The sequence below is a fragment of the Algoriphagus aurantiacus genome (genome assembly GCF_035156405.1).
Taxonomy (GTDB): Bacteria; Bacteroidota; Bacteroidia; order Cytophagales; family Cyclobacteriaceae; genus Algoriphagus; species Algoriphagus aurantiacus.
In genome coordinates this window covers 133,865-160,661 of record NZ_JAXRUT010000011.1, presented here as the reverse complement: position 1 = coordinate 160,661, position 26,797 = coordinate 133,865, and the positions used below count along the sequence as shown (strand labels likewise).

17 protein-coding genes are annotated in these 26,797 nt (G+C 41.2%); 4 read left to right on the top strand and 13 right to left on the bottom strand.

Annotation, left to right across the window (positions count from 1 at the left end; genetic code table 11):
* Positions 1-71 precede the first annotated feature (71 nt).
* The 8 genes from SYJ56_RS12875 to SYJ56_RS12840 form a co-directional block, all read right to left on the bottom strand.
* Positions 72-6,599: a beta strand repeat-containing protein gene (locus SYJ56_RS12875; protein ID WP_323834674.1), complete on the bottom strand. Its 6,528-nt coding sequence runs from the start codon at positions 6,597-6,599 to the stop codon at positions 72-74.
* A 234-nt stretch (positions 6,600-6,833) separates the two neighbouring features.
* Entirely contained in the window at positions 6,834-8,447 is a 1,614-nt protein-coding gene (locus SYJ56_RS12870) for an LVIVD repeat-containing protein (RefSeq protein WP_323834672.1), read from the bottom strand.
* A 356-nt stretch (positions 8,448-8,803) separates the two neighbouring features.
* Positions 8,804-12,016 (bottom strand): beta strand repeat-containing protein, encoded by a 3,213-nt coding sequence (locus tag SYJ56_RS12865; RefSeq protein ID WP_323834671.1) that lies wholly within the window; start codon positions 12,014-12,016, stop codon positions 8,804-8,806.
* 379 nt (positions 12,017-12,395) lie between these two features.
* Positions 12,396-13,853, bottom strand: coding sequence for a glycine-rich domain-containing protein (locus SYJ56_RS12860; RefSeq protein ID WP_323834669.1), 1,458 nt, complete (start codon positions 13,851-13,853; stop codon positions 12,396-12,398).
* A 386-nt stretch (positions 13,854-14,239) separates the two neighbouring features.
* Positions 14,240-16,039, bottom strand: a complete 1,800-nt coding sequence (gene rho / locus SYJ56_RS12855) for a transcription termination factor Rho (RefSeq protein ID WP_323834688.1) — start codon at positions 16,037-16,039, stop codon at positions 14,240-14,242.
* A 206-nt stretch (positions 16,040-16,245) separates the two neighbouring features.
* A complete protein-coding gene (gene recO / locus SYJ56_RS12850; RefSeq protein WP_323834667.1) occupies positions 16,246-16,935 on the bottom strand; it encodes a DNA repair protein RecO in 690 nt (229 codons plus the stop codon).
* A 243-nt stretch (positions 16,936-17,178) separates the two neighbouring features.
* Positions 17,179-17,763, bottom strand: a complete 585-nt coding sequence (locus SYJ56_RS12845; protein ID WP_323834665.1) for a thymidine kinase — start codon at positions 17,761-17,763, stop codon at positions 17,179-17,181.
* A gap of 8 nt (positions 17,764-17,771) precedes the next feature.
* The gene (locus SYJ56_RS12840; RefSeq protein ID WP_323834663.1) at positions 17,772-18,098 is read right to left on the bottom strand and encodes a 2Fe-2S iron-sulfur cluster-binding protein; all 327 of its coding nucleotides are present in this window, start codon (positions 18,096-18,098) and stop codon (positions 17,772-17,774) included.
* A gap of 33 nt (positions 18,099-18,131) precedes the next feature.
* Here SYJ56_RS12840 and SYJ56_RS12835 point away from each other — a divergent pair, with 33 nt between their 5' ends.
* From SYJ56_RS12835 to SYJ56_RS12825, 3 genes are all read left to right on the top strand, one after another.
* Complete coding sequence (locus SYJ56_RS12835; RefSeq protein WP_323834661.1) at positions 18,132-19,244, top strand: hypothetical protein; 1,113 nt, start codon at positions 18,132-18,134, stop codon at positions 19,242-19,244.
* Between the two features lie 152 nt (positions 19,245-19,396).
* A complete protein-coding gene (locus SYJ56_RS12830; RefSeq protein ID WP_323834659.1) occupies positions 19,397-19,957 on the top strand; it encodes a Pycsar system effector family protein in 561 nt (186 codons plus the stop codon).
* Positions 19,958-19,978: 21 nt separating this feature from the next.
* Positions 19,979-20,554, top strand: a complete 576-nt coding sequence (locus tag SYJ56_RS12825) for an HD domain-containing protein (protein ID WP_323834657.1) — start codon at positions 19,979-19,981, stop codon at positions 20,552-20,554.
* Here SYJ56_RS12825 and rodA read toward each other — a convergent pair.
* Genes rodA through SYJ56_RS12800 form a run of 5 tightly spaced genes read right to left on the bottom strand, consistent with a single transcriptional unit; the run spans position 20,551 to position 26,010 of the window.
* The gene (gene rodA, locus SYJ56_RS12820) at positions 20,551-21,825 is read right to left on the bottom strand and encodes a rod shape-determining protein RodA (RefSeq protein ID WP_323834655.1); all 1,275 of its coding nucleotides are present in this window, start codon (positions 21,823-21,825) and stop codon (positions 20,551-20,553) included. The genes SYJ56_RS12825 and rodA overlap by 4 nt on opposite strands.
* Positions 21,825-23,627, bottom strand: a complete 1,803-nt coding sequence (gene mrdA / locus SYJ56_RS12815; protein ID WP_323834653.1) for a penicillin-binding protein 2 — start codon at positions 23,625-23,627, stop codon at positions 21,825-21,827. Before mrdA ends, rodA begins: the two co-directional genes overlap by 1 nt.
* The gene (locus tag SYJ56_RS12810; RefSeq protein WP_323834650.1) at positions 23,627-24,148 is read right to left on the bottom strand and encodes a rod shape-determining protein MreD; all 522 of its coding nucleotides are present in this window, start codon (positions 24,146-24,148) and stop codon (positions 23,627-23,629) included. The genes mrdA and SYJ56_RS12810 overlap by 1 nt, the downstream gene beginning before the upstream one ends.
* Positions 24,138-24,974 (bottom strand): rod shape-determining protein MreC, encoded by an 837-nt coding sequence (gene mreC / locus SYJ56_RS12805; protein WP_323834648.1) that lies wholly within the window; start codon positions 24,972-24,974, stop codon positions 24,138-24,140. Before mreC ends, SYJ56_RS12810 begins: the two co-directional genes overlap by 11 nt.
* A gap of 7 nt (positions 24,975-24,981) precedes the next feature.
* Positions 24,982-26,010: a rod shape-determining protein gene (locus tag SYJ56_RS12800; RefSeq protein WP_057939075.1), complete on the bottom strand. Its 1,029-nt coding sequence runs from the start codon at positions 26,008-26,010 to the stop codon at positions 24,982-24,984.
* A 315-nt stretch (positions 26,011-26,325) separates the two neighbouring features.
* On the opposite strand from SYJ56_RS12800, the gene SYJ56_RS12795 reads away from it, so the two are divergent.
* Positions 26,326-26,796, top strand: coding sequence for a ribosome maturation factor RimP (locus SYJ56_RS12795; protein WP_323834646.1), 471 nt, complete (start codon positions 26,326-26,328; stop codon positions 26,794-26,796).
* Position 26,797: the final 1 nt, after the last annotated feature.

The following is a 26,797-nucleotide window of genomic DNA, read 5'->3' as shown; positions in this document are numbered from 1 at the left end:
GTTAATCATTCAAAATGATAGCTTTTGAGCTATTACTGGCGTTTTTCAGCATGCCCTATTTAGCAACTATTTTATCTTCTTAAGACTTTAAGTTGCTCGATATGGTCGCCCCATATTAACTGAACAATATGAATTCCAGGAGCTGCTTGCTCTAGGTATTTATTAACAGCTATACTTACCTCTTCAACCGTGCCTACAGTATAAGACTGGAAAACCCCTTTTACATCTGATATTTTGATTAGGATTTGCTCATCTCTAAAGCTGCTTCTGTTCAGTAAATCGACCGTTACGTAATTCCCAGGACTGCTAGGATTTGGGTAAACGATCCAGTTAGATTTGCCTTTTAAGCCTGTGACTTGGATGGAACGTGTGACACTGTAAGAGTATGATCCGTCGATGTCTAGTTGTTTCAGCCTATAGAATATATCTCCGCCTGAAGCAGGAATATCTTTATCCTCAAAATTGTAAAAAGTAGGAGAGTCCTTATAACCCTGACCTTTTACTTCACCGATTTTTACCCAGTTACGTGCATCATTCACAGCCCGTTCAATTTCGAAGTGCGAGTTTTCCCACTCTTTGGCTGTCGCCCATGTAAGTATTCCTTCTCTGTGTGATGCATTGTAGTTGGCATTGAAGTACAGGTATTCGACAGAGAGGATGCGATAGTTGAAGTAAGTAATATAAACAACACCTTGGCCACCATTACCTCCTCCGGTCGTTCCTGCTCCTCCACCAGAACCAGTTAAGGCAGTTCCACTACCACCCACACCATCATCGGTAGCGGTACCACCTATTTGAATTCCGTCTGCCGTACCTCCTAGTCCTGGTGTATTGGGATTACCATTGAAATTAAAACCAATCCCACCACCTCCGGCTCCATAACCGTAAAAAGTACCATTTAATTCAAAAGTTGATCCGTCCCCTCCAACTCCGGATTTTGATATTCCAACTCCTGCACCACCTCCATCTTCTCCGACACTGCCGGCTCCTCCACCTCCAGCCCCTCCACGGGCATGATTGGGTTTATTTCCTCTATCTCCATTTCCCCCATCATTTCCTTGTCCGGGAATTCCAGAGCCTCCATAACCAGGGGTGTCAGTTGACTGATCACTGTAAGCACCACCACCACCCGATGCTCCATTACTACCATTTAGATTGTTAAAAGATCCACCTCCCCCGCCTCCCAGGGCGTTGAGATTAATGTTAATATTTCCTCCTGGGTCTGGGACAGTTCCGGTTACCTCAGAGCTACCTCCATTTCCGCCTTTTACATTTACTGAAGATGCTCCATTTCCACCTTGACCTGTCTTAATGTTTAGAGAATTACTAGCTGGGAATCCATATTGGGCAGTACTTGTTACTGTGGTTGAGGCAATACCACCACCTCCACCACCACCAGCAGTGGGACCCATTCCACCACCACCACCTGCACCAACTGAGTAAATTGAAAATTCAACTAACCCTTCTGGGATTTCCCAATTATCATCACATATAAAGCGAATAATTGTTGTTCCACTAACTGCTCCATCGTCAATCACCTCCATGCAATCAACATCATTAGAATCAGGGCAGGAGTAAGATATGTTTACTTGTCCATCAGGCCCAACTCCTCCACCACCATTTACATAAATAAAACTGGAGGTTTCAGGGTCTGGAAGTGAGGAATCAGGAGTTACCCAGGTATCTCGATCACTTCCCGTTCCGCCACTTTGGCCTACATAAACCCCTAAGGCTTGTCCAGGATTAACCGAAATGGTCACAGTTTCAGACTCACCTGCTGCACCTGCCCCAGTAGCTTGAATTGATACTTCATATACTCCGGCAGGAACAAAGAAGGTTCCATCTTCAGTAAAAGGTGCGCCACAAACACTAAAGAAGGTCGTATTGATAGGGTCATTGGTATCCAATTCAGTGATACAACCTCCAGTTATTTTTCTAACAGTCTTTATAGTTAGTTGGTAAGCTTCTACATCCAAATCCACAAGTGGTACGGAAGAAAAGCTACCTCGGCCATTATTTACAGTGAAAGAAGATGAGGTGTGTTCAGCAGGAGGGTTAATTCCGTCGTCTAAAATATATATAACCTCATACTCTCCGTTAGGAAGAGAAGCCGCATCTCCATTGATAGTAATACTTGCGGTACCTCCTGCTAAAGTTGCCGAAACTGAACTAACTGATGTCAATTGGTATTCTGGCGTTACATCAATTGTACCTGTAGCTTCTAAACCATTAATGCAATTACCAATAAGTGGTATCCTATACGAATATAAGCCAGGTGCAGCAGAACTGACATTTCCAGAAAATCCAATATTTCCTGTAGCAGAGTTGAAAACAGCGCTCACTCCTGCTGGTAATCCAGTAGGAGTTCCTATGTCGTTGACACCGGTAGTGGGTTGGGTAAATGGCGAAAGGTTTGGATTGCTAATACAAACGCTTGGAAAAGGATCAGAAGTAGGACCTGCAGTAGCTAATGGTTCTACATTTATCGTTGAAACTGCAGGACTTGAAGCAAGGCAACCTGTTGTTCCATCTGTGTAGCCGACTTCCACAGTTTTATTACCCAATGTGAGCCAAATGAGGCTGACTGTGGAGTCTGTGCTGCCAATCCCACCGGCTGTAATCTGATAATCAGTGCCTGCTACACCGGGTATGTTCCAGATGTAATTAATATTCCCGGCTTGGGTGGTGTAGGTCACCTCGTCAATTTCTTCACAGACGTTGACTCCGGGGCTTGATACAAAGGTAGGGACGGGTAGTGGATCAACTGTGATTGAATTGCTAGCAGAGCTCGAAGCAGAACATCCTGTGGAGGAATCTGTAAAAGAAACACTAACAGTTTTGGTACCATCACTAAACCAAGTAACCTGAATACTATTACTCTCATCTAGAGATGGCCCAGAAAATGTCAGAGTATAATCAGTCCCTTGAACCCCCAGAATATCCCACATATAATCATCTTGTCCAGCTTCTGTCGTATAAGTGACAGTTCCACCCTCACAAATAACCGGATCTGCATCTAAATCAGAAGTAAGAGTAGGAACAGGAAGTGGATCTACGGTAATTGAATTGGTAGCAAGACTACTTGCGGTACATCCATTAGGGTCTGTGTAATAAACCGTGACATCTTTGGGTCCATCTGTTAACCATGTCAAAGTAACCGTATTGCTTGAGGTACCGACTCCTCCAGCTGAAACGGTATAATCTGAATTTTCGACTTGCCCAGGAATATCCCAGATATAGTTGGACTGACCAGACTCGGTCGTGTATGTTACAGACGTACCAGCACAGACAACAGGATCTGCATCCACGTCGGAAGTTAAGGTTGGAATTGGGAGAGGGTTGACGGTAAATGCTCCTGAGATATTTGAAAGTGCATTTGGACCACAATCACTCGAAACCTTGACAAAGTAGTATAGTGTTCCTAGTGTGGTAGGAGGGGTAAAAGAGTCACTGTTTTCTCCCGAAAGTTCGACAACTTCAATACCTAGTGTATCGGCTACTGCAGAGGTATTACTGAACCATTGGTACGATAGTGTACCTGTACCCTCTGCCTCTATAGAAACAGAAGAAAACCCCTGGTCTTCGCAGATTTCTTGGCCATTCAGTGATTCGTTGGTAATTGCTGAAAGGGGAGTAACTGTGAATCCTCCCGAAACTGCGGTTGGCACTGTTCCGCAATTACTTCGTCCTGTTGCGTAATAATATCTAGTTCCCACTACATCACTCGGTGGAGTGAAGGTTGCCTCAGTCGCTCCATTGATCAAAGTTCCTCCAGTATTTTGAGGAGCGTCATTGCTATACCATTGATAGGTAATTGTTCCTTCTCCGGATGCTAAAACTGACAATTCAGGAAACGCATCTCCACGGCAAATAGTATAATTTGTTGGATCAGGATCGACGTCGATGACTGTTTCGGGAGGGTTTACGCGATATTCGCCTGATATGACTGAAGTGTCTGAGGTGCAATAACCTGAAACGACCACATAATAGAATAAAATACTTCCGATGTCAGTAGATGGAGGGGTATATGTATTGGAAGTAGCATTTGGAATTAAAGTACCCCCGCTATTTTGCTGATCGGTATTAACATACCATTGATACGTCAAATCCGCTCCTTCCGCAACTACTGTAAGCGGATCAAATCCATCTCCAAAACATTCTACATCATCAGAAATATCGATTTCGGATGTGATAAGTGTAATCGGTTCCACAATTGCCTCCATAATTCTTGAGGTAGCTATTGGGCTACAGTCGCTGGTCACCTCGACATAGTAGTAGGTGGTACCTATTGCATCCGCCGGAGGGGTGAAGGTAGGAGAATTTGTACCTACTGGAGTAGCGCCTGTTTTGTCAGGATCATCATTACTAAACCACTGATAGGAAAGGGTGCCCGTTCCAGTAGCAGTCACCGAAAGTTCGGAAAAAGTATCCCCATCACAGATCCGTTGATCTGACATATTTTCAGAGGTGATGGCAGAGGCTGGATTTACAATGATTGTTCCTTCCGCGTACAGGTCATTACAGCCTCCAATTAATGGAATGGAATAATTGTAAGGGTTATTTTCATATTCTGAGGGAGATCCAGAGATAGTCAAAATATTGCCACTCCAGGTTGCTGATACTCCTGGTGGAAGCCCATTTGCCCCATCTACTCCATCATCATCAATTCCTGTTGCTCCTGTAGTTGTAAAAGTAATTTCAGTTAAAGGGGTATCGATGCAAAGTGTTTGATCAACTGCTGTATTTGGCGAGACCGTATTGTCTGGAGTCACCGTGATGGTTCCTGTTGCTACGATATTTCCACAGCCCCCTGTAAGTGGAATGGAATAGTTGTGCGGGCTTCCTGCAGTGGATGTTGGAGTACCTGAAATCGTGATTACTCCAGCATTCCAAGTAGCCGAAACTCCTGGAGGCAGCCCATTTGCTCCTAGCACGCCATCATTACTAATTCCTGAGGCACCAGTTGTATTAAATGTAATATCGACCAATGCTTCATTAACACATTGACTTTGATCTGCACTTCCTATTGGAGTTGCAGTATTATCAGGAGTGACATTAATTGTACCTGTCGCAACGATATTTCCGCAACCCCCAGTTATAGGAATGGAATAATTATATGGGCTGCCAGCAGTGGAAGTTGGAGTCCCTGAAATCGTGATTACACCAGCATTCCAAGAGGCGCTAACTCCCGGAGGGAGACCATTTACTCCAGCTATTCCATCATTGGCAATTCCGGTCGCCCCCGTGGTGTTAAAAATAATATCAACCAATTCTTCATTGATACATTGAGTTTGGTCAGGGCTTCCCACAGGACTTACCGTATTATCAGGTGTCACAGTAATAGTTCCTGTGGCGTAGAATTCTCCACAACCACCTGTTAAAAGGATGGAATAATCATAAGGACTTCCAGCTGTTGAGGTTGGCGTACCAGATATGGTAATTACGCCTGCATTCCAAGAGGCGCTAACTCCCGGAGGGAGACCATTTGCTCCTGATACCCCGTCATTGGCTATCCCTGTTGCTCCTGTAGTGGTATGAGTAATATTGGCTAACGCTGTATTAATACATCGGGTTTGATCCGGTGAGGAAGAACTAACAGTGTTATTTGGTATGACGGTTACAGATCCATTCGTAGTAAGACTTATTCCATAGCTAGTAGTAACATTGATTGTGTACGTGCCACTTGTGGTTGGAATCCCGGATATTGAAATTGTCCCTGCTACGCTATTATAATTTGACGTTAATCCTGCGGGAAGATTAACTATAGATACAGATGAGCCAGAAGGGAGAGAATAAGTAATATTGGTAATAGGATCATCTTCACATACGGATTGATTATCCGTACCTGTTGCTGATGTCAAAGCAATGTAGGAAATGCGTATCTGACCATTTCCGCCATATCCCCCTACCTGTTCTGTTCCGGAGGCATTGGTTCGTTTAGAACCACCGCCTCCACCTCCGGGAGGTGATCCATCTTCTCCACGACCTTGACCTCCGCTTTTACCATCTCCACCATCTCCACCTCCGGTTGGTGCTGTTGCTCCGGTTTGATTAGTTGCGTTATTTCCATTTGTAGCTATCCCAGCGGATGACCCACCTCCTCCTGAATCTGTTCCTGCATTGGCTCCATCTCCCCCGCTAAACTTAGCGGTTCCATAGCCTGCTGCTGCTGAACCCCCTGTGGCGCCTGTAAGAATATTTGGGCCGACAGAATTTCCGCCCTTGGCCATTACCGTGGTATTGCTTAGAAACCAAGAGTCTTCTCCAGGATCAGCTGTTAATGCACGAAAACCTACATAAAAATTGATAGTTTGCCCTGGGGTAACTGACAGAATACTTCGGGAATAGGCGCCGCCGCCACCACCACCAGTATCTCCATTAGAACCTGATCTCGAACCACCTCTCCCACCAGCTCCCCAGGTTTCTACTGTAATTGAAGTTACGCCTGCGGGTACAATAAAAGTATCCGATCCCGGAGTCGAAAAAGTCTGAGTCTGCCCAAAAGCCTCTCCCTTCACCCCAATCAATAGCAAACATATAGCAAACGAATATGCCAGAAGTTTATGAATGCAGAAAGAATGTCTATTGGGTAAAATCATCTTATAGGCATGATGCTTTTGTAGTAATAAAAATGTATTTCAAATTTAACATGATTTGAGTAGAATCCAATTGAATTGTAATTAACTGACTGAAAATAATTGACTTCTCAATTTGGGGTTGCAAAATAATCATAAAAAACCAAGTATACGGAATGCTGGTTGCGTAGAATCTTTAGAAAAAAAAACCGACTCGTTAATCTGAGTCGGTTTAGTGATTATGGTGGAGAAGTAAAGTTATTTCAACTTTCCTTCTGTATCAGTATAATTACCAATAATTTGAGCTCCACTATTTATTGTTACGGTACCATAAACAGTAATTGTGTTTCCTTCTCCTAAGAATTCTAGAATCGCTCCACTATTCAATCTAAGGTCTCCATAGATTACAGTGCTACCTTGAAGTTGAAGTTTGGATTGGCTGTTGATAGTTAAGCTTGTATTCTTTTGATATTGACCAAAGGCAAATGATCCGTTTACTGTCATCAAGCCATCGCTATTGACATTTAAGTTTTGCTCGATTGCTAATGAACCACAGAATAAGAATGTGCCTCCTATATTTACATTTTTCAATACAGAGGAACCGGAATAAGACTGGGTTTCATTGCTGTTGACATTTAAGTTGGCATTTCCAGAATAGCTAGACAATCCTTCGCATGAGATATCTGTTGATCCTTCACTTTTATTGATTCTCAATATCTGTAGTCCACCAAACCCAGTAGCTACAAATACGAATTCTTCCTCATTTCTAACGAAATTGGAAGATCCATCTAGGTCCAAAACGCCAAATTGTTTGATTGCAGCTAAGTCGGAAACATCTGAGATAGAGATTCCAGCTGCGCCATTTGCCATGAATAGTAAGTTGTCGTCCACAGAAACTGCATTGGTCACAATTTCACCTTCAGCTACATCCTCAGGACGGATTGGAATAGCTAATTTTTGAATTAAACTACCGTCGGTCATTTTGTAGATACCAGCACCATTTGCTCCTTCAGATACATAAAGGTTGCCGTTATCGATTGCTAGAGTTCTCTTTGCGCCAGCTACATCAGTGGTCAAAGGAATATTAGCAACTTGCGAAAGGCTGTTTGGATCTAAAATATGTACACCAGAAGTACCACTAAGAACTGCTAGTTTATCGCTTCCAAATGCCACAGCTCTAAGATCCTCAATTTCAGATGAAGTTCCTGGAGTTTGTGAAGCATCATAAAGTCCGATTATTCCGTCATTTCCGCTGGTTACAGCTGTGTTGGAATTAGTGTTTGCAAGATCTGTTGCCACAAAACCAGGCAATGAAGTATAGATAAAGTCTGAAGTAAATTTTCCGCCAGAAACAGATACAGTGATTAAGTTAGCAGGGGAAGTTACATCCGCATTCTCATCGATATTTACAGCAGCAGCTAAGTAAAGCTTGCCATTCTTATATTCTAAGGAGCTAATATCAGTATCCGTGAAGATAGCTTGTTCGCTAATCACAGGGCTATAGATATTTGTGATGTCGAAAATATCAACAGCACCTAAATAAGTATCACCTTCAGTATTGTAAGATACAAACGCGTAGTTACCGTCTATGTCAACATGTGTAGCTCTTAGTTTTTTGCCATCAAATTCGGGTGCATCAACCTGAGAAACTAATACTAAAGGCAGGTCAGTGGCTTCTTCTTGAATCCTGCCCGCTGGTGCATTAGGATCAATTAGACCTATTACACCTGCATTATCCATTTTCACACGGGCAGATAGCATCTCACTGTCAGAATTGACAATAATTGGCCCATCGCTAATTGGATCTGAGCTGTCATTGCATGAGTATAAAGCCAAGATAAAGGCAAGGCCGAGTAGATAATGTTTTTTCATATTGTTTTGGGAAAAGAAGCGGTGTGTTTCATGTGTTTATCATTTGTTTTTATAGGTCACAACTTGTCCCGTGACGAAGGATACGGGATAGCCTGTCCCGAACTTGATTCGGGACCTGTCTACCGTCAGGCAGGGAATCTCGCATTACGGATAATCATTCCTCCGTGTGGCGTTTGCGTCATGCTCGATTTCATCTCTTAAAAACTGTGTTTCAAATATTGTATTTAGAATTTTATTCCGAATGATTCGTTTTATTAGACGATGGCATCGTATAATAGATTCATTTAGCACAAAATTGAAATAATATTTTGATTTATATCAATAGTTGAGAAGATAATCTTTGAAGATTTTCGCTATTAATTTCTCACCATCTTGATTTGCTGCCTTTGATTTCCCCAGTTAATATCCAAAACATAAAGTCCGGAAGCAGAGCCATTCAGCCAGCTGGAAATCGTAGAGGAAATCGCTTCAGGAGAGGCGGATGAAAAGGATTCAGTTTGCCCGAACAGGTTATTAAGAGTGATATAAATTGTTTGCTCTTGGTAGCGTTCGGGCTGAATTAATTTTATCCCAACTTCAGTTCCGTATGTACTTGGGTTTGGATAGGCAATCCAGGCTTCACCACTTCCTTTGAGACTAGGTACCTGAATGGCTTTTGTGTTACTATAAATGAATGATTCATCATAGTCTATCTGCTTCAATCTGAAAAAAACATTTCCTCCAGCTGGAGGTAATTCGTCATCTGTAAAACTATAGGCAATTGGTCTATCAGCATAGCCATTCCCTTCTATTCTACCAATTGTTTCCCACTCGTTGACTGAATTAATTGCCCGCTCGACTTCGAAGTGGGAGTTTTCCCATTCTTTTGCAGTGGACCATTCTAGAAGGGCTGATCTTTCTGTGGATTGGTAGGTAGCAATAAAAGAAAGGAATTCGACCGGGAGGATGCGGCAGCCACCATAGTAAGCGGGGGAGGCCCCAATACTTACACCGCTCGAACCTGCACTCGGAAAGGAGCCTGTAATTGTGCCACTAGGTCTTCTTGCATCACATATTACTAGCTGGCTTGTTCCACTTACATCTACTGAGCCTCCACTTTTTGTTAGATTTCCAGTGATTAAGACATCAGAATTATTATTTACATCCAAAACAGCTCCTCCAACGTTTGGTTGATTTACATTCCCATCAAAGGTCACATAGGAATTATCATTCATTCTTATGGGGCTTTCGACTGAAGTGTTTCCACCTACATAAAAATTTGCGTCATCATTTATTACTAATTCACTGTTTACATTAGGTAAAGTGAGGTCACCTGCCAAATTAACTGAGGAGGTTCCCGACGCATACATTGGTTTGTTTAAGGTGGTATTTCCCTGAACGGACAATGAAACATTGTCAGAAATAGTGAAAGAATTATCACCATTATTTTCCATCACGAGATTTCCGGTAAGACCTATTGAGCTATTGTCCTCCGCCGAAATGTGTTTACTTATTGATGCACTGCCTGTAATACTGAGATTTCCATTTCCGCTTAAGTGAATTCGAGTAGGTGTACCTGACCCATTGTTACCAACTATTAAAGTGTTTGTATTAGGATTTAAATTATTTATACCGGTCCTAAATTCCCCTTCTACGTTAAGTTGAGAAGTTCCACTTTGAATGTTAGCGACATCCAAAACATTAAAAATTGTATTAGCTGTTATATTCAATGGCCTTATACTACTTCCTCCATCGTTTGGAAAGTTAAGGTTTCCAACTGTAACTGTGGTTGGAGGAGAAGCTCCACTAGAATTTGTTAAACTAAATGTGCTATTTCTTGCGAGGTTAAAGGTGCCTGCCACATTCAATGAGGCACTTCCATCCATTAGAACAGTTGTAGATCCGTTATTTGTGGTGAAAGTGACATTATCATTGAATGTGGAAGTTCCATTCAGTGTAATGGTACCAGACATTGTAGCTGAGTTACTTACATTCAAAGTACTTGTGGAGGTACTATTAAAAACCATTCCAGAATTGTTCGTGTCGAAATTCAGGTTAGTTAAGTTTAAAGTACCTGAATTTGTAACAGAAGCACCACTATTAATAGTGAGGTTTCCTGTTTGCGATCCTGAGCTTGTGTAATTAGAATTATCAGAAAGAGACACATTACCATTGGTGATTCCAAAGTTTCTGTAATTACTGTTTCCCGATAATAAAACTTGATTATTTTGAGTCCCTTCATTTCTATATTCACCATTGCCGGAAAGGTTGACTTGAGCACCCGTCACCCCTTGATTTATCACTAATCCATTATTGGTATTTATTGTGCCGGTTAAATGAGTTCCTGAAGGATTAATAGTATAGGTGCTATTTGGATTCATGATGGTAACATCCCCTGATTGATAACCTGAATTTGAATAGGAGGAAATATTATTAAGAATTACGGAATTTGTGGTTGATCCTAAATTAGTATAAGAAGCGGAGTTGTTTAATGTGACCTGACCAGATTGAGTTCCTGAATTAAAGTAAGCAGAAGTGGTAGATACATTGACAGTATTTGTAATGGTACCTTCGTTTGAGGCGGTTCCATTTTGAATAGTTAGGGTACCATAACTGTTATATTGTCCACCTGAAAATACGTTAAATGAGCTAAGTGAATTGTTTAGTGTTAAATTCCCAGATACAGTACCATAGACATTTACAGTGATTTTTTTAGCAGAATTGTAGTTTGAAAATAAACCAGATAGGTTGATTCCGGCTGAAACACAAATAATCAGATTGTCTTTGTTTTGCAAATCAATTGCAGATCCTCTGCTTCCTATAACACAAATGGTTGAACCATCCTGAATTGTGCCAGTAATGGTATTCCCATTCACTATAACATCGCAACCTGTAGGGCCACAGGATGAATTAGCATTTAAGATTTTACATATTTCTGACCCTTCACTGTCTGCTGTCCATGAGATATTTCCAGAGCTTCCGGCGACTCCGGAGCTTGTGGATGGACAGAGTCCAGTAGCATCCCCTGTCCAGCCTGAAATTGTAACTCCCCCTGTTCCAATGACAAAATCTGCATCCCCAATTTCTATCTCTGCATTAGGGCTCTGTAAATTGATTTGAACACCATCAAGTGAGAAGTCATTTCGAGTTTCTTCTCTTGAATCCAGAATTAATTTTCCACCATCCTCTATACAAATAGTTACATTGGTTAACTCTGTTATATAGATTAAACTTAAGACAGATCCACTTCCGATTACTATACACCCTCCTTGGATTGAAAAACCAGGATTGTTTCCTAGGTTTGATCTATTTAGACTCAGGTCAGCCCCATTTGATAAAATGATTCCTCCTATTTGTAAATCATTTTCTGCCCATGAATAATTAGTATTTGTCCCATTGAAAAGTGTTACTGACGACCCATTGTTAATTTTGCCTGTAGGGGTCCAATTAGCATTTATATTATTAACTGTTGCTGGACCTAAATAAGTCTTATTTGCAGAACAACCACTGCATTGCCCCCACACCGCTCCACCCCAAAAAATTTGGGTGCAGCAAAAAATCATAAATACGAATAGAAATCTATTCTTCATTTAATAAAACTTGGAAATTCGGGCTAGGGTGCGCCAACTATTTATTGATTAAGCTATTAGGGTGGTGCAAAGGTAATCAGACTTTAATTTAAACGGATAGATTAATACAATAATATGTTCGTAGAAGACGCAAAAAGACGCTTCATTTTTTGCTAATGTCTATCTCACTTCTAAGGATCAAATCAATGCACAACCTTTCTATACGTATTAGCATTAAAACTAAAAAGCCCTTGATTTAAACTAACCAAGGGTGATAAATGGGTTTTTATGGATTTGATATGCAGATATGCAATTAACACATTAGACACTGTCCAACTGAACTAAACTAAACTAAACATCTTTTTTAACTCATGTTTTCTATTAATTATTGTGCAGGTTTCTACTTTCTCAATATCAGCTTATGATATTCCCGTTGGGCGCCCCAACTGATCTCAACAGTGTAAATACCGGATGCCTTACCTTTTAAAATATCTGATAGCTTAGCACTCAGTTGGGCAGGGGAGTCGTTTTCAATTATATCATATTGACCTGTAACTGATATTAACCTGACCATGAATTCTTCATCGTTGTAAGCTGCTTTATTAATCATCTCTAGATTAATCGGATTTCCTGTAGACGGATTAGGGTAAACTCTCCAGTAGGTTGTGCCAGCCATAGGTACTATTCGAATAGCCCTAGTCATGCTGTAAGTTGAATCCCCATCAAAGTCGAACTGCTTTAAGCGATAGAAAATATTTCCACCTGCCAACGGCAAGTTCATATCTTGATATACATATTCAACAGGCTGACTAGAGTAACCTGCACCTTTAATTTGTCCAATTGTTTCCCACTCTTTGACTGAATTATCTGCCCGCTCGATTTCGAAGTGGGAGTTTTCCCATTCTTTTGCAGTGGACCATTCTAGAAGAGTTGATCTTTCTGTGGATTGGTAGGTAGCAATAAAAGAAAGGAATTCGACCGGGAGGATTCTGTATGTGATTTGTACGACTACTTTTCCATCAGAGCCATTACCACCTGCACTAGAAGGATGTCCTGCGCCTCCACCTGAACCAGAATTCCCACTAGCATCCGCTCCAGAACCAGATGGGTTTGCATCTCCTCCTGAACTACTCCCGCCAAACCCGCCATTTCTACCATTTCCACCCCCTCCAGCTCCGTAATAACCCCCACCAATACTATTATATATTCCTTCTCCACCATTTCCTCCTATGGAAGAAGCTCCTGTTCCAGATCCCTCGATCCCTGGGCCACCACTACCTCCGCCTCCACCGCCTTTGACGTTTTGACCGTTACCAGTTCTATTTCCACCGGGATTTCCATTACCGCTGTTGCCTCCATTACCATTTCCAGCCCCACCTTGACCCCCACTTGCTATATATGCGATTGTATTTAAGTTTACTACTGTACTTTCACCATCCACCCCATTATTTGAATTTGTGTTTCCCGGTTTTCCTGCACCAGGACCACCTCGTCCGATAGTGATCCCTAAGGATTCTCCTAGATTCAAATCAATAGATTCAATTCTTACTTGGCCCCCTCCACCTCCACCGGAAAAAGCTCCTTTTCCTCCACCACCACCGCCGCCAACAAGCAAGATGTCTACATTAGCAACTGCAAAAAATTCGCTGTTAGGATCAAATCCAGTTACATCAGCAAGGTCTGTGATAGTAAAACTTCCACTTGAAGTATAGCTTTTAGTTGCTGTGACAGATCTGGCATATTGGGCATAACTCTTCCCTGAACTCCAGCAAAAGGAGAAAACAACTAAAAAGCACCTGAGAATTGACCTCCATTTTGACTCGAAATGGTAGATCCTTTTAGTTTGGGGAAAAAGCATCCTTTATGGTTCCAATTAAACTTTCAGGTAGGGCAAACCTCAAAGACTAACTGTAAAAGAAATTTTTACTAATTAGGTATCACGTAAACGGATAGGATTAAGAAATTAAAACTAGGGTGACTAAGATTGTTTACTTATTAAGTATTTCATGCTAGTAAGGGTGGTAATTTTAGGGTAACATAAAGTTAAGGAGTGTTGAATTTGAATCTGTAAATTAATACAAAAAAATGTTATTCACATTCAAAAATAAATACTTGACATCCATTTGCGAGCTATTGCTAATGTGCAAATCCATTCAATAAGTATTTTTTGGATTAAGTATTTAAACAAAAAAAGCCCTTGATTTAAAATCAAGGGCTTCTAAGGGTTATATAATGAGGAGATTTTTACCCGTTCATACTGATCAAGAACTCAGCATTATCTCTAGTTCCTTTCATTCTTTGAAGCAGGAATTCCATAGATTCTTGAGAGTTCATATCACTCATGAGCTTACGAAGGATCCATACACGCTGCATTTCTTCTTTGTCCATCAATAAATCCTCACGACGTGTACCTGAGTTAAGTACATCAATAGAAGGATAGATTCTTCTGTTTGCAAGCTTACGATCCAAGGCTAGTTCCATGTTACCGGTTCCTTTGAATTCTTCAAAGATCACCTCATCCATTTTAGAACCTGTCTCTACTAGAGCAGTGGCGATAATGGTTAATGAACCACCGTTTTCTACGTTACGAGCTGCACCGAAGAAACGCTTTGGTTTGTGTAGAGCATTAGCATCCACACCACCGGAAAGGATTTTTCCTGAACTTGGAACCACTGTATTATGTGCACGGGCGAGTCTGGTGATGGAATCCAAAAGGATTACCACATCATGACCTACTTCTACCATGCGCTTGGCTTTTTCCAAAACGATATTTGACACTTTCACATGTCTGTCGGCAGTCTCATCAAATGTGGAGGAAATTACTTCAGCATTTACCGAGCGGGCCATATCTGTCACTTCTTCAGGACGCTCGTCGATCAGTAAGATCATCAGGTGTACTTCAGGGTGATTTCTAGTAATAGCATTTGCGATCTGTTGCAGCAAAACGGTCTTACCTGTTTTTGGCTGCGCTACGATCATACCTCTTTGGCCTTTTCCTATTGGAGCAAACAGGTCAACCACTCTTGTAGAGAATTTATCTCCTGTGGTTGATAGGTTTAATCGTTCTTCAGGGAAAAGTGGAGTCAGGTATTCAAAAGGAACACGGTCTCTTATTTCATCTGTAGTCTTGCCATTGACAGTGGCAATCTTTAAGAGTGCGAAGTATTTTTCACCTTCTTTTGGAGGACGGATAGATCCTTTGATATGATCTCCTGTCTTCAGTCCGAAAAGTTTCACTTGGCTTGGTGATACATAGATATCATCCGGCGAAGCTAGGTAGTTGTAATCCAATGAACGAAGGAAGCCGTAGCCTTCTTGCATCATTTCCAAGACTCCTTCATTATCGATCACTCCATCAAATTCACGAGGATTCACTCCCGGTCGTCTGCGATTGGAATGAGGAACAGTCTCGGCAGCTGGTGCCATTACTTCGTCGGGAGATTTGAAATTTCTTCTTTTTGGAAGTTCTATTTCCTGCTCAGGTTTAGCCTGGGCGGGCGTGTTTGCTGGCTTTTCCTCTTTGGTTTCTGAAGTAGCTTCAGCTTCTTCGAAGACTTTGCGTCTTGGTCTGAATGTTTTTGGCTCCTCGGCCCCTGCTTCGGGCTTTGGCTGAGGTTTTCTCTCAACTTTTTCTGGTTGAGCTTCTTTTTTAGCTTTCCAGTCGGCCTTATTTTCTTTAGGCTTAGGAGCTTCAGAAGTGTTTTTTGATTCTGAGTCTTTGGTATCAGCAGGAGTTTCGGATACATCCGGAATTGCTGTTACGTTTTGTCTCTTGAATTTAGGCTTGTATTCCGGCTCTTCTGATGCTTTTGCTGGAGCAGGTTTTGGTGGTTCTACAGGCTTTTCAGCTTGCTTGGCGGGTTCTTCTGTAGCTGAAGGCTTCTTTTTTGGCAGGGCTTGCTCTGGGGTGATAGCCTGCTGGTCGAGGATAGCATAGACGAGTTCGTCTTTCTTTAGAGATTTGTGGTTCTTGACACCTAGCTCCTCAGCGATTTCCTTCAGTTCAGATAATAATCTGAGTCTGAGTTCTTCTATGTTGTACATAAAGAGGGTATGAAATAAATAAAATGTGGCAAATGCGGTATTTGAGATCGTGGATGATTTTCTGAGCAAAAAAGATCTGCAGGAAACACTCAAGTCAAAGTGGGCTGACTTGCTCATTCACGGTGATGTCACAATATTAACCGATGTGTTTGTATTAACCAAATATTTATTCTGTATAGAATGTTATTTCAATGATTTAGATGGTATTAGGTATTTAATTGCCTAAGAATTACCAGTGACTTCCAGTTTCCGGGATTATCTAAGTGCTGGCTATAGAAGTCGAGCAAGTGGTCCAGAAGTTTCTGACGAAGGGCTTTTCCTATTTTAGCCTCGTTGTTGAATGAGTCATTCATAAGTGCTTTTAGGTAATTTTCAGCTTGAATTAGTTCTGAAACTGAAAAAGGCTGTGATCGACTTTCTGACAAAAAACCTAAGGCTTCTTCTGGAGCAAAGCCGAGAAAGCTGGCTTTTTCGATTAGGAAGACCAATGGAAATTGGCCGAGGTGCACTTCTTTGCTGTCTAAATGAAGGACGCATTCTTTGAGAAAATCAAAAAGAGATTCATTCTGGTAATTCTCATAGATAGATTTACTGATTACCTCTGTTATGAAAAGTGCAATGCCGGTTCGTGTGAAATCAAAAGGTATACGTTGATTTGCTCTGTGTAACTGAGCTTCGGAGATTCGTTGCAAACCACCGTTGTCTTTATTATAAACGACAAGATCGAGTAGGGTGAGCGGTTGGTATAATGCTATTTTCGATTTGTTGCCTTGCGTGCGTACTCCGTTTACCAAGTAAGATTTAAGGCCAAGCTCCCGGGTAAATATCTTCACGATGATACTCGTTTCTTTGTATCGAATGGCACTAAGAACTATCCCTTGGGTTTTTTTAAGCATTCTATTTACATTTTCAAGTAGTAAATTATTCAAGAGCCAAGAGTCAAGAATCGAGAGTTAAGACTTGCCTAGAGGGAATAGTCATTCGACGACGAGGAATGTGAAGGAGAAATCGCTTAAAGCAAAAACGAGATTTCTCAGTCGCCCCTCCTTCGAAATGACTCGCATACAAAACTGCCCACTGCGAACTCCAACATCAAGCATCCAACACCGGACATCCAACACAAGACAACTGACATTCAATCATTTCTTATCCTCAAAAAAGCATTTTCTACAGCGAGCTTCATAGCTTTCTTTTTCTCCTAGTACCACTTTCTCTTTCGCCTGGGATAGCCTAAACGAGAAAGCTGCCAAGTCTCCACATTTCATGCAAATAGCATTCACCTTAGTGACATACTCAGCGATGGCCATCAGTTTTGGCATAGGTTCAAAAGGATTTCCCTCAAAATCCATGTCAAGCCCGGCGAGAATTACGCGCTTGCCTTGATTGGCTAGCTTTTGTGCCACTGGGACGATTTGCTCATCGAAAAACTGCACCTCATCAATTCCCACTACGTCGCAATCTCCACTTAATAATAGGATGTCATTTGCAAAATTAACCGGTGTTGATCGGATAGAGTTGTCATTGTGAGAAACCACATCATTATCGTCGTAGCGCTTGTCAATCGATGGCTTGAATATCTCTACCTTTTGCTTCGCAATTCTGGCACGATTCAGCCTGCGAATCAATTCTTCTGTTTTTCCAGAAAACATTGATCCACAAATCACCTCTATCTGACCTTTATTTCCTGAGGATTTAATACTACCAATTGAAGGTTCTAAAAACATGGCTGATGCTATTCGCTATATTTTATATGTGGGAATTTATTGAATTTGCCAACTCGGACAACAATCTCACCTGATGGAAGTTCCGCTTGACAAGCCAATCTTTCTCCAGCATGTAATCTGCCTTGTTGAAGAAAATCAATTTCCACTTTGGTAGGAGCGGAGAGATTTTCTTCGCCGGATTTCAAAATGATTTTGCATGTGGTACATCTGCCCTTTTTCCCACACGCATGCATCCAGTCGATACCATTTTCATGAATAATTTCGATAACTTTACGATGAACGCTAATGGAATTAATTCTCAGATTAAATAGATTCTCTATGACGATTTGAGGCATTTGTTCGTTGACTTTTGTAAACACCACTCTTCAATGACAACTCAAATTAACAGCAATTATTTAGAAAAATATGCCGAAGACTATGCCGCGATTGTTTGCGGACAGTTTTTCTCTTCCAAGCAATACATGACGGGGCAGGATATTGTGAAGCTGACCAACAGTACCCAGGTGAATTTCTTTATTCTCAAAAGGCTATTCGAATTATGGCAGGAGGAATTAGGCAAGCTTAAAAGTAGTCCATATTTTGATTACCGTGATATTACAGTGCATGAAGCTTTGACAGAGTTTATGAATGTGCTTTCTAGAAGAATAAAAATAGAAAAAGAGCAATTACAACCCCTGCTGGAAACATCTGTTCGCCAGGCAGTCCAACTTGCTACTGACCCTGTTACATTTTATCAAAATGAGATCTCAAAAGCACCATCTGGTCAAATCAACGAATACCTAAAGGAAAATAGAAGGTATTATAAGTGGCATGATCAAGCGATTACTTTTTTGATAGATAAGGCGGGATTTGGTCATGACGAAAGTGCGTATCTACGTGCAGTTGCGGCTAATTATCAGGCAATAAATGAATCATTAGAATCGGTTAATTTGCTTTTAGCCACACTTGGAGATATTAAGCCCTTTGATTTGGATGCATATCTGGTTGAGGATTCTCCAGAACCAGAGCCAACTTCAAGACCGGAGCCAAGTAAAGAGCAGGAATCCAAAAGCTCATTTTTCGATGAAATGGAAATAGCAGCATCTGGCATTAATAATAGTACACCTGAGCCTGTAAAGGTAGCAGAACCAGAGCCTACCAAGACGGCCCAAACTAGCTATAGTAATGGAACTACGGGCGGTTTAGATCCCAATAATTTGAAAGCGAGGTTTGAGACGCTCTCATATAAAGGCATGAAAGGTATAATGGGCGAGCTAGCAGAAAGTCTCGCTATCAATCAGCGCTTTATGTTTACCAAAGAGCTTTTTGAAGGCAATGCTGACCTACTCAAGCATGCGCTAAAATCCATAGACAAGTGTGGCTCATTTGATGAGGCAATTGGTCTGGTCAATACACGCTATGTGGGCGAGTTAGGTTGGAAAGCTGAGACTGAACCTGTTCAGGAATTTCTCCTACTTGTGTATAGAAAGTTTGAAGTTTGATGCTACAAGCAATACTAAAAGAGTACAAAGAGCTAGTTTTTAGCTCTTTTTTCTTATTATACAATCAAATCTCCTTAATTTATAGGAATTGCTTATTTCACAGATTATCTTGATTATGCATGTTGATATGTTGAGCAAGCTTTTTTTAATCAATGCGTAAGAAACTCCAAGACCTGAAAGATCTTCCTCCATTAGAACCGGGCATCGATGCCGTGGATAATTATTGGTACGTAATAATGTATTTGCGTGATTTAATCAAAGCTTCTGAGATCAAAGCTGGTTTAGTGCTGTCTTTCTATGGCTTGTTGATGAATGTGTTCTTTCAGTTTTATGAGCATTTGATCGAATTGGCATCCTCGGACTTTCTGACTTATGGATTTATGGGGACTTGGTTTGTGTTCAGCGTTATTTCTATTTATTATAGTTTCAGATGCTTCATGCCTCAGATCGAGAGCAACTATGACAAGAGCGTATTCTTTTTTGGGAATATTATTTCATCTTATGGTCCTATCAAAGATTACGTAAAAGAGCTGGAGAAAGTGAATACAAGTAGGGGTCGGCTCTTTGATCAGTTGGGAGAACAGGTCTATATTAATGCCAAGATCACAGCTGAGAAATTCAAAAACGTCAATCTTTCCGTTCGATACTTATCATTTAATATTGGTTTAGTGTTTGTTTTTATATTGTATTACGCAATAAAGACAGCCTTTTAGCCATCAGTCCTGTTTCAATCCATGCAAGGATACCGTGCTCTTCGAAACCAAGTTTTATCCAATCTTAAGGCTAATTTGCCTAAGTCTTTGACTTACCATGCACTAGATCACACGATCGACGTATTGAATGTTTGTAATCAATACATCAAGCGGGAAAAGCTTTCTGAAAAAGACCGATATCTATTGAGAACAGGTGCGGTTGTTCATGATATGGGATTTCTTAAAGGCTCAGCAAATCATGAAGAAGTTGGTGCTGGAATGGCTGAAACCATTATGAAGAACTTAGGTATGAAGCCAGAAGATATTGAGGTAGTAAAAGGATTGGTGATGGCTACTAAAATCCCTCAAAACCCACAAAATCATCTTCAACGAATCATCTGTGATGCTGACCTAGATTACTTGGGAAGACAAGATTATCCAGAAATCAGCCAGAGACTTTTCGAGGAATTAAAGAATATGAATGTGATATCTACAGCTCAGCAGTGGAAAGATCTACAGATTAATTTTTTAAAGGCGCATCATTACCACACGCCATTTGCAATCAAGAATAGAGAACCGCAGAAGCAAATCTGGCTTAATAAACTACTGCATTCTTAACCCATTCTTCCCAGCTGAAGCGCTCTGGCGCTATCCATTTTGATAAAAATAAACAGCAAAATGGTAAATGACCAAAGCGAAGATCCTCCATAGCTAAAGAATGGCAACGGAATACCTACCACAGGAAACAAGCCAATCGTCATGGCTATATTGATCATGAAGTGAAACATCAAAATCGAAATTACACCATAGCCATATATTCTGTTAAATCTGTTCTTTTGGCGCTCGGCCATGAAAATTAATCTGGTAAGCAAGGTGACAAATAGTGCGATCACAACTAAGCTACCAAGCCAGCCAAATTCTTCACCCAAGGTACAAAAGATGAAATCGGTATGTTGCTCAGGGACAAAGTCGAATTTGGTCTGAGTACCCTGCAGATAGCCCTTGCCTGCAAGTCCACCGGAACCGATAGCAATTTTAGATTGAGTAACATTCCAGCCTACCCCAAGTGGATCCAGGTCTGGATTGAAGAGTACCATGATTCTGTTTTGCTGATGCTCAGGGAGTTTGGAGACTACAAAGTCAAGGCTATAAGTGAAAGCAATTAATGCTATTCCTATTACACTAAAGGCGATAATCTGCTGAGGTGTTTTTTTTCCCAGTAGGATCAGGATGATGACAATTACCATTATTGCTCCTGCCAAATAAAGGTTGTTTTCTATACCCAAAGCGAGTAGGGCCAATGCAATAAAGCCGATACCAAGCACATAATATTTTTGTGGAAGACCCTCGCGATAAAACATGATCAAAAAGGCAAAATACACCATGGCTGTACCTGTATCCGGCTGAAGAATGATCAGCACTATTGGTAATAAGAGCACAGCAAATGCTCGTAGTTGATGTTGGGGTTTGGAGAGGTCAAAAGTCGGTCTCTCCATAAACTTGGCCAATGCTAAAGCTGTGGCAAACTTGGCAAACTCTCCTGCTTGGATGCGGAAAGAACCAACTCCAATGGTAAGCACTTGCCCGTTTACTTCTTTTCCCAGAAAAGGAGTAAGAAGCAACAATACAAGGAATACAATATATATAGGGATGGCTAGATTTTCGAAGAGCCGATAATCTGCAGCCATGATTATAATGATGATCGCTATAGCCGTACCTATCCAGACAAGTTGCTTTCCAGAATTGATGGAGAAATCAAAAATGCTTTTGTCAACCTGCCCATCATAAACCGCTGCATAGATGTTGAACCAACCTAGCATTACCAATGCGAAATAGATCATAACGGTGATCCAATCCACCCGATTAATGTTGATATCTGATTCGCGCATTAATAAATAAAATTTCCAGCTATAACGTATTGTTCAAGATCAGGTCTGGAGATACTGTCTTTAAGGTATTTTTCGATCATAAGAGAAGCTGTACTCGCAGCAGCTCGACCACCCCAGCCTGCATTTTCCACATAGACTGCAATGGCTATTTGAGGATTGTCTTTTGGTGCAAAAGCAATGAACACAGAGTGATCCTCCCCATGAGGGTTTTGTGCAGTTCCAGTTTTTCCTGCGATTTGGATGTCTTTCATGAGCGCACGCTGGGCTGTACCATATAGTGCTTGTACCATTGCATCCTGCACCATATCAAAGTGATAGGCATCTACACCTACTTCGTGTTTAGTGAGGTATTCTTGAGGGATTTGATTCTTGTCGCCGTCTATAGCCCTTACCAAATGTGGTGTGTAGTAATACCCTTTGTTTGCGAAGATAGCCGCAAGGTTTGCCATCTGAAGTGGAGTAACCAATAATTCTCCCTGACCAATTGATAGAGAGTAGATGGTGGAATATTTCCATCGGCCATTTCCATAATAATGATCATAGTAACCACTATTCGGAACCAGGCCTTTCTTTTCATTTGGCATGTCAACTCCCAACGTTCCACCTAGTCCAAATTTCATTACATGCTCACGCCAAACATCTAGCCCAATCTCAGTGTCCTTATAGGTGTTACTGGAAACTTCCTGATTGATGATTTGGCGGAAAGCCTGATGATAGTAAGGATTACAAGAGTTTCGAATAGCTCCAAATAAGTTGACCGGTGAAGGGTGATTGTGACATGCAACTAAAGACCTATTGCAGGCAAAAGTAGTTTCAGGAGTCAAAACACCTTCTTGCAGACCGATCAGACTTTGTACGATCTTGAAAATCGACCCCGGAGGATAGGTAGCCATTATCGGCCGATTGAAAAGAGGTTTTGTATCCAATGCATTTAGAGCAGAGTAGCTTTTGCCGAAATCTGAACCGGTAAGACTATTCGGATCATAAAAGGGAGCGGAGATCATGGAGAGTATTTCGCCGGTTTTTGGCTCAATGGCTACCACAGATCCAGTCTTTCCCATCATCAGCTTTTCCCCATACATTTGAAGCTCCATATCTATGGAGGAGTTGATGTTATGTCCTGCTATAGATGCGGTATCGTATTCACCGTCTTTGAAGGGGCCTTTGTCCACTCCACGTACGTTGACCATTTTGTATTTCACTCCTTTTTCGCCTCTAAGTTCATCCTCATAGAAGCGTTCCATTCCACTCAGACCTACATAATCGCCCTGCACATAATACCCTGAACTGTCACGCCCCAGCTGTCTTCCGCTAATCTCGCCGATGTAACCCAAAGCATGAGAAGCGATAGGATTAGGATAAGAGCGCACAGACCGAGTCATGATAAATAGACCTGGGTAATCGATTAGGAAGTCTTGGATTCTAGCAAATTCATTGGTAGATATTTGCTTGATAAAGGTGGATGGCTTTACGGAGGAATATTTTCGCGCAGCTTGATACGACTCGATCAAGTGATCTTTGGTAATCCCAAAAAGTTCTAAGAAACGGGTAGTATCACCCACTTCAAATTCCTTTGGAACAATCATCAAATCAAAAATGGGATTGTTGTACACTAGCAGCTTTCCCTTTCGGTCGTAAACTAATCCACGATAGGGGTGATCTACTACTCGTTGAATAGCATTTCGTTCAGCTTTTCTAATAAAGCTGTCGTCCATCACTTGTATCATAAATAGTTTGGTCAAAAGCACCAAACCTATCAAGAAAACAAAGATAATTATTACTACGGGCCTTTGGTCGTTCATCAGATTCCTCTCCTACGTTTGAAGAACAGTAGTTGTACAATTATAGCCAAAATGACTGTAAATATCGAGGAGAAAAGGCTTTTGTTTAGCACACCAAACAATCCCCCTGTTCCCCACTGATCGGCAATGAAAAACATCAGTGAAAAAGCAAAAACTAAAGGTAATGAGTAGCTGACATACCAGCCAATTCCCATTTCTGGAAGCGTAGGGTTATTGTTCTCGTCGTATCCCCCATTGGGACTAATTGCTTTTAGCCAATAGGGGCGAAGAAAAGCTAGAAGCGTGGCTGCTGCTGCATGAAGACCAAGGGTATCGTAAAAGACATCGATTAACAAGCCAAGTCCAAAACTGATTAAGATCAACGAAAAGCTTCGCATATTAATCGGGAAGGTCAAAATAGCCAATAAATAAATGAAGCAAAAAGCCACACCAAACAGCGCTACGTTTTTCAGTAGCAAAATCTGCACGACACATAGACTAATCACCAGGAAGACAGTTGTGATCAGGTTTCTAAAATTCATTGTCTATAGCTGATTGCTTGTTAAGAGAGTCAAGCTCTTCTAATTGAGTATTTTCTACCAAATACACATAGTGAGCCTTGCTGAAATCTACGCTAAGGTTTAATACAATGTCTAAATAGTTTGGGTCTTCACCTTGATCTACGCTTTCGATAATACCTACTATAATTCCTTCCGGAAAAACAGCACTGTATCCAGTGGTGACTACAGTGTCTCCAGGGCTAGCTGTTACGTGACGGGGAACATAGAGAAGCTTGGTTTTCTTTGAGTCCTTTCCATCCCATTTAATGGATCCAAACGAATCATTGGTTTTGATTTTGGAAGAAATCGTCAATTGTGTGTTTAGCAAGGAGAAGGCTACTGAATAGTTTTTAGATACAGCCTTCACTCTCCCAATGACTCCTTGTTCGTTAAAAACACCCATTCCCGGTTTTACACCATTTTTAGACCCTTTATTAAGGGTAATATGATTTTCTGAAAACCGAAGAGAATTGCTAATGATTCGAGCGCCTCTGAAATTAAACTGATTCTCCATTGCAGAATCCAATTCGATAGTCATACTATCGGGAATAGCATTCATTGTTTTAAGTTGCTCAAGCAATCCTGCATTTTGACTAAGGAGTGCTTCGTTATCTTCCGCTAGGGAAAAGAAATCCACTACATCTGAGCGGGTCTTAAGTACAGATCCGGTTAATGCATTTGAACTATTGAAGAAAGCTGCACCCTGAGGTGAATTATTGGAGACAATTAATCCTATTGCCACTACTTCAAGCAAAACAAATAAGAGAAAAGACCTTAAACTATAAAGGAATTGAAGGATGCGTAGCATTCGGGGTTTATGTCATCAATACGGTTCGGAAATTTTGTACGTTTTTCAAGGCAGTACCTGTTCCTCTCACTACAGCCCTCAGCGGATCTTCTGCAATGTGGATAGGAAGTTTGGTTTTCTGATGTAGTCTTTTGTCAAGGCCTTTCAGCAAAGCTCCACCACCTGTAAGGTGAATACCGTTGTCGTAGATATCCGCAGAGAGTTCTGGTGGAGAAATCTCCAAAGCTTTCAATACGGCTTCTTCTATTTTGGAAACTGATTTGTCCAAGGAGAAAGCAATTTCAGAATAAGAAACTTTGATCACCTTAGGAATACCTGTCATCAAGTCACGACCTCTGATTTCGTAATCTTCTGGTGGATCATCGAGCTCTGTCAAAGCCGAACCAATCGCAATTTTCACTTTTTCGGCAGAACGCTCACCGATCAGCAAGTTGTGCTGACGACGCATATAGTCTAGAATATCTTTGGTAAAAGTATCACCTGCTACACGAATAGACTGATCTGCGACAATACCTGATAGAGCGATTAACGCAATCTCGGTAGTACCACCTCCAATATCCACGATCATGGATCCCATTGGCTTTTCGATGTCGATCCCGATACCAATGGCCGCAGCAATTGGTTCAAAAATCATATACACTTCTTTGGCGCCAGCATGCTCGGCAGAGTCACGTACCGCTCGTTTTTCTACCTCGGTAATTCCAGAAGGAATACAGATCACCATGCGGTGGGACTGCGGGAATAAACCTTTCTTCTGTCCCGGGATCATTTTGATCAAACCTCTGATCATTTGCTCTGCGGCATAGAAATCGGCGATTACCCCATCTTTCAATGGACGGATAGTTTTTATGTTTTCATGTGTTTTCTCATGCATGTTCATCGCTTCACGTCCTACCGCCAATACACGATTGGTGGTTTTGTCGATTGCGATGATTGAAGGTTCGTCTACTACAATTTTATCTTTATGAATGATCAAGGTGTTTGCGGTACCGAGGTCGATTGCAATATCACTAGAGAAAAAGTCAAATAATCCCATTTTTAGGTATTGATTGTATTTACTGGAGTTGAGAGTTTAATATACTACGCTAAGGTTTCATATTAAACGGGGGTCGGCAAAATTATTATCTTAATGGGACAAATTTGATAGAATCGGGATATTTTTTGGTAACAAAATTAAATGATTCTCAGGCAGCTTTAGTTTGTTGAAGTTTTTTGTCAGAAAAAACCTGATTATCCCTATCTCATGATTTTTCATCCTCATTGTTTTTACTGTAAAATTATTTTACCTTTGCGTCGTATTCGAAAGTTTCTGGAGGGGACACCATATGTCCCCTCTTTCATTATGCATACTATGACTGAATTGAAACAAGCTATCGAAGAGATCGTTGAGAAGCATCTTCCAGATGAAAATCATTTCGTTGTAGAAGTGAAATTATCTGAGAAATCGGGCAAAAAGCTTCTCAATATCCTTTTGGACGCAGATGAAGGTGTGACTATCCAGGCTTGCGCAAAGCTAAGCAGGGCGGTTTCGGAAGAACTTGAGGCAAAAGACATGATGCCTGAAGCTTATATTCTGGAGGTTTCTTCCCCTGGGTTAGATTTTCCTTTGAGTAGTAGAAGACAATTTCAGAAAAATATCAACAGGGAGCTAATGATTTCTTTGACCTCTGGAGAAGAAATTCAAGGTAAACTTCTGGAAGTATCAGAAACTGGTGTGAAACTACTGGTGAAAAAGGGAAAAGGCAAAAAAGCCACAGAGGAGGAAGTTTCTCTTCCTTTCGAAGAGATGAAGAAATCAATTGTACAAGTATCTTTTAAATAAA

Bases quoted from the DNA above. Each gene is read 5' to 3' on its own strand.
- mrdA (WP_323834653.1), bottom strand. From the start codon at position 23,627: ATGAACGACCAAAGGCCCGTAGTAATAATTATCTTTGTTTTCTTGATA.
- SYJ56_RS12860 (WP_323834669.1), bottom strand. From the start codon at position 13,853: ATGCTTTTTCCCCAAACTAAAAGGATCTACCATTTCGAGTCAAAATGG.
- rho (WP_323834688.1), bottom strand. From the start codon at position 16,039: ATGTACAACATAGAAGAACTCAGACTCAGATTATTATCTGAACTGAAG.
- mreC (WP_323834648.1), bottom strand. From the start codon at position 24,974: ATGCTACGCATCCTTCAATTCCTTTATAGTTTAAGGTCTTTTCTCTTA.
- SYJ56_RS12795 (WP_323834646.1), top strand. From the start codon at position 26,326: ATGACTGAATTGAAACAAGCTATCGAAGAGATCGTTGAGAAGCATCTT.
- SYJ56_RS12825 (WP_323834657.1), top strand. From the start codon at position 19,979: ATGCAAGGATACCGTGCTCTTCGAAACCAAGTTTTATCCAATCTTAAG.
- SYJ56_RS12835 (WP_323834661.1), top strand. From the start codon at position 18,132: ATGACAACTCAAATTAACAGCAATTATTTAGAAAAATATGCCGAAGAC.
- SYJ56_RS12845 (WP_323834665.1), bottom strand. From the start codon at position 17,763: ATGTTTTTAGAACCTTCAATTGGTAGTATTAAATCCTCAGGAAATAAA.
- SYJ56_RS12865 (WP_323834671.1), bottom strand. From the start codon at position 12,016: ATGAAGAATAGATTTCTATTCGTATTTATGATTTTTTGCTGCACCCAA.
- SYJ56_RS12840 (WP_323834663.1), bottom strand. From the start codon at position 18,098: ATGCCTCAAATCGTCATAGAGAATCTATTTAATCTGAGAATTAATTCC.
- recO (WP_323834667.1), bottom strand. From the start codon at position 16,935: ATGCTTAAAAAAACCCAAGGGATAGTTCTTAGTGCCATTCGATACAAA.
- SYJ56_RS12810 (WP_323834650.1), bottom strand. From the start codon at position 24,148: ATGAATTTTAGAAACCTGATCACAACTGTCTTCCTGGTGATTAGTCTA.
- SYJ56_RS12830 (WP_323834659.1), top strand. From the start codon at position 19,397: ATGCGTAAGAAACTCCAAGACCTGAAAGATCTTCCTCCATTAGAACCG.
- rodA (WP_323834655.1), bottom strand. From the start codon at position 21,825: ATGCGCGAATCAGATATCAACATTAATCGGGTGGATTGGATCACCGTT.
- SYJ56_RS12870 (WP_323834672.1), bottom strand. From the start codon at position 8,447: ATGAAAAAACATTATCTACTCGGCCTTGCCTTTATCTTGGCTTTATAC.
- SYJ56_RS12800 (WP_057939075.1), bottom strand. From the start codon at position 26,010: ATGGGATTATTTGACTTTTTCTCTAGTGATATTGCAATCGACCTCGGT.
- SYJ56_RS12875 (WP_323834674.1), bottom strand. From the start codon at position 6,599: ATGATTTTACCCAATAGACATTCTTTCTGCATTCATAAACTTCTGGCA.